Below are 6,101 nucleotides of genomic sequence, written 5' to 3' on the forward strand. Positions count from 1 at the left end.
CAGAATACTGTGAAACATTTCTCATGGCTATTCTTTTTTATTAACACCGGTTGTTAACGCTTACAAAAAAGTTCTAAAAAAGAAAGGAAGAAAAACATGTTACTCACTATTTTAGCTTATGGTATGATTATCATCTTTATGTATGTAATCATGAAAAAGAAATTGTCACCGTTTACATCTTTAGTAATTATTCCTCTTATTTTTACTTTGATTGCAATTGCAACTGGAGTAGCGAGTCCGCCACCTGGTGCTGACGGTGTTGTCCCTGAAGTCAACATTGGGAATTTCGTCTTAGATGGGATTTCAACTACTTCAAAAACTGGTATTATGTTATTATTTGCCATTCTTTACTTCTCTATTATGTTGGATGCTGGTTTGTTTGACCCAATCACTAAAAAAATGATTTACTTTGCTAAAGGCGATCCAATGAAAGTCTTGATGGCTACTGCGGTAGTTGCTGCTGCTGTTTCCTTAAACGGAGATGGAACAACCACGACCTTGATTTGCTGTTCTGCGTTTATTCCCATCTACAAAAAACTTAATATGAAATTGATGAATTTAGGTGTGCTTGTTATCTTACAAAACACCATTATGAACTTATTACCTTGGGGCGGTCCAACAGCTCGTGCCATGGCCGTACTAGAAGTTGATGCCGACATTCTTTCTTATTTAGCACCTGGTATGATTTTATCTGTATTGTATGTTATCTTCTTTGTTGCTTATCGCATGGGGAAAAAAGAACGTGCTCGCTTAGGCGTGACAACGCTTACTGATAAAGAATTGGAAGAAATGACTATTGTTAACGATCCTGAGTTATTAGAAATTCGTCGTCCAAAGAATTTTGCGTTCAATGGTATTTTAACGATTGTCTTAATCGGTTGGTTAGTCCTAAGTTCATTCGTTGGTCAATTAGGTTTGCCTTCGTGGATTGAAATGCCACCGTTATTATTATTCCTAGTTGGTACTTGTATCGCTTTAATGATTAACTATCCAAAATTAAAAGATCAAAGCAGCCGTATCAGTGCAAATGCTGGTGATGCTGTGCAAGTAGTTATCTTAGTTTTTGCTGCTGGCGTCTTCATGGGCTTATTCCAAGGTTCTGGTATGGCCAATGCCTTAGCAAATAGCTTTGTTAATATTATTCCAAAACAATTAGCCGGCGCTTGGGGCTTAGTGATTGCGTTCATTTCAGCACCAGGAACATTCTTTATTTCAAACGATGGTTTCTATTTCGGTGTCTTACCAGTCCTAGCAGAAGCTGGACGTTCTTATGGATTTGACAATATGTCTATGGCTTTAGCTTCCTTAATGGGGCAAGCGTTCCACTTATTAAGTCCATTAGTGGCATTTATTTACTTGCTATTACGTTTAACTGGTTTAGATATGGGCCAATGGCAAAAAGAATCGGCAAAATATGCCTTAGGAATTTTCGTTATTTTCGTTGTTACAATTGTTGCTTTAGGTCACATGCCTTTATTTATTCCACAAAATTAAACGTCGTCGCTGAAACCGTAGGAGTGCCTTTTCTCCTCGGTTTTCTTTTCATTTTGTCTTTTCTTGCGTTATATTTTCATTTTTAATATTATATTTATTATCTATAAAAATAACCTATAGGGAGGTGCCTCATATGAATCCAACGGTTGAAGCAGTAAAACGGAACTTAGATTTAACCAGCAGTAAACCTCTAAAAATTTGTACCTATGAAGCCTTTAAAAAAACCATTATTTTAGGGGATATTCCTGCGGGTGAACGGATTAACGAAAAAGAATTTTCCGAGCAATTAAACATTAGTCGGACGCCCATTCGCTTTGCTTTACAAGAATTGGTCAAAGAACAATTGGTGGAACATATACCTATGGTGGGTATCGTGGTTAAAGGGATTAGTATGAAAGATGCTTATGAAATTTATGATATTCGTAAATCTTTGGATACTTTAGCAACCATTAAAGCCATGGAACTCATGACACCAGAAGATTTTGATGAATTGGAAGCCTTACTTCTCGAAGGAGAACAATACAATAAAAATAACCAAGTAGATGACTTACTACAGAACTTTTCAGATTTTAATTCCTTTATTTATACTAAGAGTCAGATGCTACGTTTAAAAAAAATTGTGACTGATCTCCATGCTTACTTAATCTATTTCAGAGATATTGCGATTCGTGCCTCAGAACGTCGTAGTATTGCCCTAGAAGAACATTGGTTAATTTTCCGCGGAATGAAAACAAAGAATATTGACCAGATCACACTTTTAACCCATGAACATCTAAATCGTTCGCTTCAATTTATTTTGAAAGAAATGGAACGTCGGCAAATTGAATAAGCAAAAAAGACCCGCAGTCGCTCGTGCAACTGCGGGCCTTTTTTCATTTTTTTTGTACGCAACCATCTGGCGTAAAGGTATAACCAATGCCCCAAACGGTCCGAAGGTAACAAGGTTCTTTCGGGTTTTCTTCTAATTTACTTCGTAAACGATTAATAAAAACCATAATCGTATTCGCATCGACATCCCCAGTACCCCAAACACTGCTGTAAATTTGTTCTTTAGAGAATACTTGCTCGGGATTCTCCAGAAAAAATTGAATTAATTGAACTTCTTTCGAAGACAATGAAATAGGTAAATCCTTTTTAAATAGTTGATAACGACCATAATCAAAACGGAAATCGCCTACCTGTAGCTCTTCTTTTTTATAAACATTCAATTGTTTTCGAATCATTCGAGCTCGATTCAACGAAGCAATCACCTGAGCCTTAAAAACATTCAAGGAAAAAGGTTTCGTTATATAACTATCCACGCCCATTTCCAAGGCTGCAATGATATCCTCTTCTTCTTTTTTGCTACTAAAAAAGATAATTGGCACTAGTGGATATTTCTCTCTAATCATTTGGACTAAGTAGTAACCATCGCTGTCATGTTCCAAGTTATCATCTAAAATGAACAAATCAAAGGTAACTCTGGACACGATATCTTTTGTTTTTTCAATTGATTCACTTTGGTAAATAAGAATACCTGTTGATTGTAATGCTTTCCAAATCAAGCGACGAACTGCTGCATCATCATCTACAACCAGTATTTTCTCCGTACGCATACCTGTTGCTCCCCCTACGTCTCTTTACAAAACTTTTTCATTTGAATTTACTACTGGAGTAATTACTGATTATCATAACATAAAAAAAGAAACGGAGACGGCTAAAAAATCATTTAACAAAGAAACGTTGGCAACTATTCAGTCCCTGCTGAGAGTTGCCAACGTTTCTTTGTTTGTTTAAAAATACTTCTTAACTGGTTCAACCACTAAATACCGATAAGGTTCATCCCCTTCAGAATGGGTTTTGATTTGCTCATCTTTACTTAGCGTGTGATGGATTTGTTTTCTTTCAAAAGCCGGCATTGGTTCCAAGAAGACTGGCCGCCCAGTGCGTTTGGCTTTTTCCGCGGTGCGTTTCGCTAAACGTTCCAAAATTTCATGACGTTTTTCACGATAATTTCCGACATTCACAACAATCGATAGCTTATTGCTTGCAATGCGGTGAATAAAGACTTGCGCTAAATACTGTAACGCATTTAACACTTTTCCGTGTTTTCCAATTAAGATACCTTGTTTTTCTGTTTCTAAATGGAAGATAATATTGCCATTCTCGCGCGCTATGCGAACCATGGCAGGGGCGTTCAGTTCATTTGAAATATTCGTTAAATACATCGCTAATTCAGTAATAGCAGCTTCGTCTTCCAGATTTTCTAAAGAATGTGTTGATTCCTCTGAGAGACTAGGAATTGCTTCGGTTAATTCCTCAACTGCTTCTTCCACTGCTGTTGCTTCATCGGCAACAACAATATCTTCCACTGTTTCTTCGACCGCTTCTGTGACTTGCTCACTAATCGTTGGTTCCATTGAAATTTGGGCAAGTTTTTTTCCTAGACCTAAAAATCCTTTTTTTCCTTCGTCTAACACATCAATTGTAACATCCTCTTTGGTTAAACCAAGTGCTTCTAAGCCTTTCTGCGTTGCTTCTTCGATTGTATTTCCTTCATAAATCGGCATCTGAACGACCTCCTTTATTTTTTCTTCCCTTTTTTCTTAGGACTTTTTGCTCGTTCAAGCGCTCGCTCCCGTGCTTTGGCTTGACGTGCTGCTTCCTCCCGCTCTTTACGGATTTTGAATGGATTGTTTAATAACAATGTTTGCCCTGTTTGGAAGGCATTTGAGACCACCCAGTAAAGAGATAAACTGCTGGCTAATGAAATCCCCATAAAGAAGATCATCGCTGGCATAACGTAATTCATAATTTTCAGTGAGGCATTTGTTTCTAGTTGGCTCATACTTGAAAGATACGTACTAGCAAACGTAAAGACAGCCGCTAAAATCGGTAAAATTAAATACGGATCCGGCTTATCGAGGCTTAACCACAAGAACGTTCCTTCTTTTAACTCAGGCACGCGTGAAATGGCTTGATACAAAGCCATCATGATTGGTAGTTGAACCAACAGTGGTAAACAGCCAATGTAAGGATTCACATTATTCTCTGCATACAAACGTTGCTGTTCTTCTCGGAATAAGCGTTGTGTTTCAGGATCTTTTGAAGAATATTTTTGTTGCAAGGCCTTTAATTGCGGTTGCAACTCTTGTGTTTTACGCATACTCTTCGTTTGGAAATGCATCAACGGCAATAAAATAATCCGGATGACTAACGTAAATAGGATAATCCCAATTCCGACACTGCCGCCTAATGATAGGAACTTAATCGCTTGGGCAAAATAATAAACAATGTATCGATCCCAAATTCCTGTACTACTTTCACTTACGGGCGCGGTTCCGCAGGCGGATAAAACAAAGACTAAGGTCACTAACCCAGCCATTAATAATAAGCGCTTATACTTCTTCACTACTCAATTCCCTCTCTTACATCTAATATTTTAGCTAAATTTAACACATGTGTTAAATTAGCTTTCACTTCTTCAGACGATAATTTTTCCAATCCTGGACGTGCAATCACGATAAAATCAATTTCTGGAGAGATACGGTCTTTTAATTGAAATAAACTCGCGCGGATTTTCCGCTTCACAGCATTTCTTGTGACCGCGTTTCCAATTTTCTTCCCAACAGAAATCCCCACTCGAAAATGGGCTTGTTGTGGTTTCTCTAAAACGTACACCACGAAACGACGATTTGCACAAGATTGTTTTTTATTAAACACCTGTTGAAATTCTTTTTCTTTCTTGACACGGTAGGACTTTTTCATCGGCATCCCTTTGTTTCTATATTTTTTTACTTCTTAATAATAATAGCATATTTCCGCTCTTTTTTAGTAGCCTTTTCTATAGAATCCTGCTTTCTTTTATTGAAAACAGAAAAAGAACCCTTAGTTATCTTCACATCTTCCAAAAAATTATGGAGATAACTAAGGGTTCTTAGAAATTGACTGTTTAAAAGACCAGACCATCATTAAGCAGAAATAACTTTTCTACCTTTACGACGACGGCTTGCTAATACGCGACGGCCATTTTTAGTGCTCATACGTTTACGGAATCCGTGAACTTTTTGGCGTTTACGTTTGTTTGGTTGATACGTTCTTTTCATGCAATTACACCTCCTGAAATTGTAACTATCCATCAATATATAGACATACTTTGATAGTATAACGAGTAATAGGGTCTTTTGTCAATAAAATTTAAGAAATATTTCCTGAGAAAGATTCGTTTCAATTATCCACAAATTAAATTTTCCTGTGAGTAGCTTGTGGATAGTTTTCCACATTTTTTTCTGTTCACAGCCATTTTTCCACTAGTTTTACACAAAAAAACAGCCTGTTAAAAAGTTTTGCACAGGTGTTTTTTCAGCTGTTGATAAGTTCTTGAAACATGATTGTGTCAAGCTTAATTATTCTCAACTTTTTGTGGATAACTCATTCAACAACCACTTTCTTCCGCAAGTGTCGACACCCTGTGGAAAACTTTTTTCACCCTTGTGTACTTTTTTTCCACATTGAACAATTGCTTGTGGAAAAAGTTTTAAAAAAATGCTAAAATCGACTATGCTCATTCTTTTAAGTTATCCACATTTTTTAGATAACCAAAATTTAAACATATAGGAGGTCACTGT

At 36.9% G+C, this 6,101-nt stretch carries 7 protein-coding genes; 2 read left to right on the forward strand and 5 right to left on the reverse strand.

What is annotated here, in order from left to right:
- The first annotated feature begins 96 nt into the window (after window positions 1-96).
- Entirely contained in the window at window positions 97-1,494 is a 1,398-nt protein-coding gene (locus IGL23_RS13595) for a CitMHS family transporter (protein ID WP_002356005.1), read from the forward strand.
- A gap of 133 nt (window positions 1,495-1,627) precedes the next feature.
- Window positions 1,628-2,323, forward strand: coding sequence for a GntR family transcriptional regulator (locus IGL23_RS13600; protein ID WP_002356006.1), 696 nt, complete (start codon window positions 1,628-1,630; stop codon window positions 2,321-2,323).
- A gap of 43 nt (window positions 2,324-2,366) precedes the next feature.
- Here the strand turns inward: IGL23_RS13600 and IGL23_RS13605 are convergent, their stop codons facing one another.
- The 5 genes from IGL23_RS13605 to rpmH form a co-directional block, all read right to left on the reverse strand.
- The gene (locus tag IGL23_RS13605) at window positions 2,367-3,089 is read right to left on the reverse strand and encodes a response regulator transcription factor (protein ID WP_002363545.1); all 723 of its coding nucleotides are present in this window, start codon (window positions 3,087-3,089) and stop codon (window positions 2,367-2,369) included.
- Between the two features lie 177 nt (window positions 3,090-3,266).
- Window positions 3,267-4,043, reverse strand: a complete 777-nt coding sequence (gene jag / locus IGL23_RS13610; protein ID WP_033594380.1) for an RNA-binding cell elongation regulator Jag/EloR — start codon at window positions 4,041-4,043, stop codon at window positions 3,267-3,269.
- 14 nt (window positions 4,044-4,057) lie between these two features.
- Window positions 4,058-4,885 carry a YidC/Oxa1 family membrane protein insertase gene (locus IGL23_RS13615; RefSeq protein WP_002356010.1) on the reverse strand — a complete coding sequence of 276 codons (828 nt, stop codon included), beginning with the start codon at window positions 4,883-4,885 and terminating at the stop codon, window positions 4,058-4,060.
- Window positions 4,885-5,241, reverse strand: a complete 357-nt coding sequence (gene rnpA / locus IGL23_RS13620) for a ribonuclease P protein component (protein WP_002356011.1) — start codon at window positions 5,239-5,241, stop codon at window positions 4,885-4,887. Before rnpA ends, IGL23_RS13615 begins: the two co-directional genes overlap by 1 nt.
- A gap of 203 nt (window positions 5,242-5,444) precedes the next feature.
- Window positions 5,445-5,579, reverse strand: coding sequence for a 50S ribosomal protein L34 (gene rpmH, locus IGL23_RS13625; protein ID WP_002356012.1), 135 nt, complete (start codon window positions 5,577-5,579; stop codon window positions 5,445-5,447).
- Between the last annotated feature and the right edge of the window lie 522 nt (window positions 5,580-6,101).

The sequence above is a fragment of the Enterococcus sp. MSG3299 genome (assembly GCF_050555765.1).
GTDB lineage: Bacteria > Bacillota > Bacilli > Lactobacillales > Enterococcaceae > Enterococcus > Enterococcus faecalis.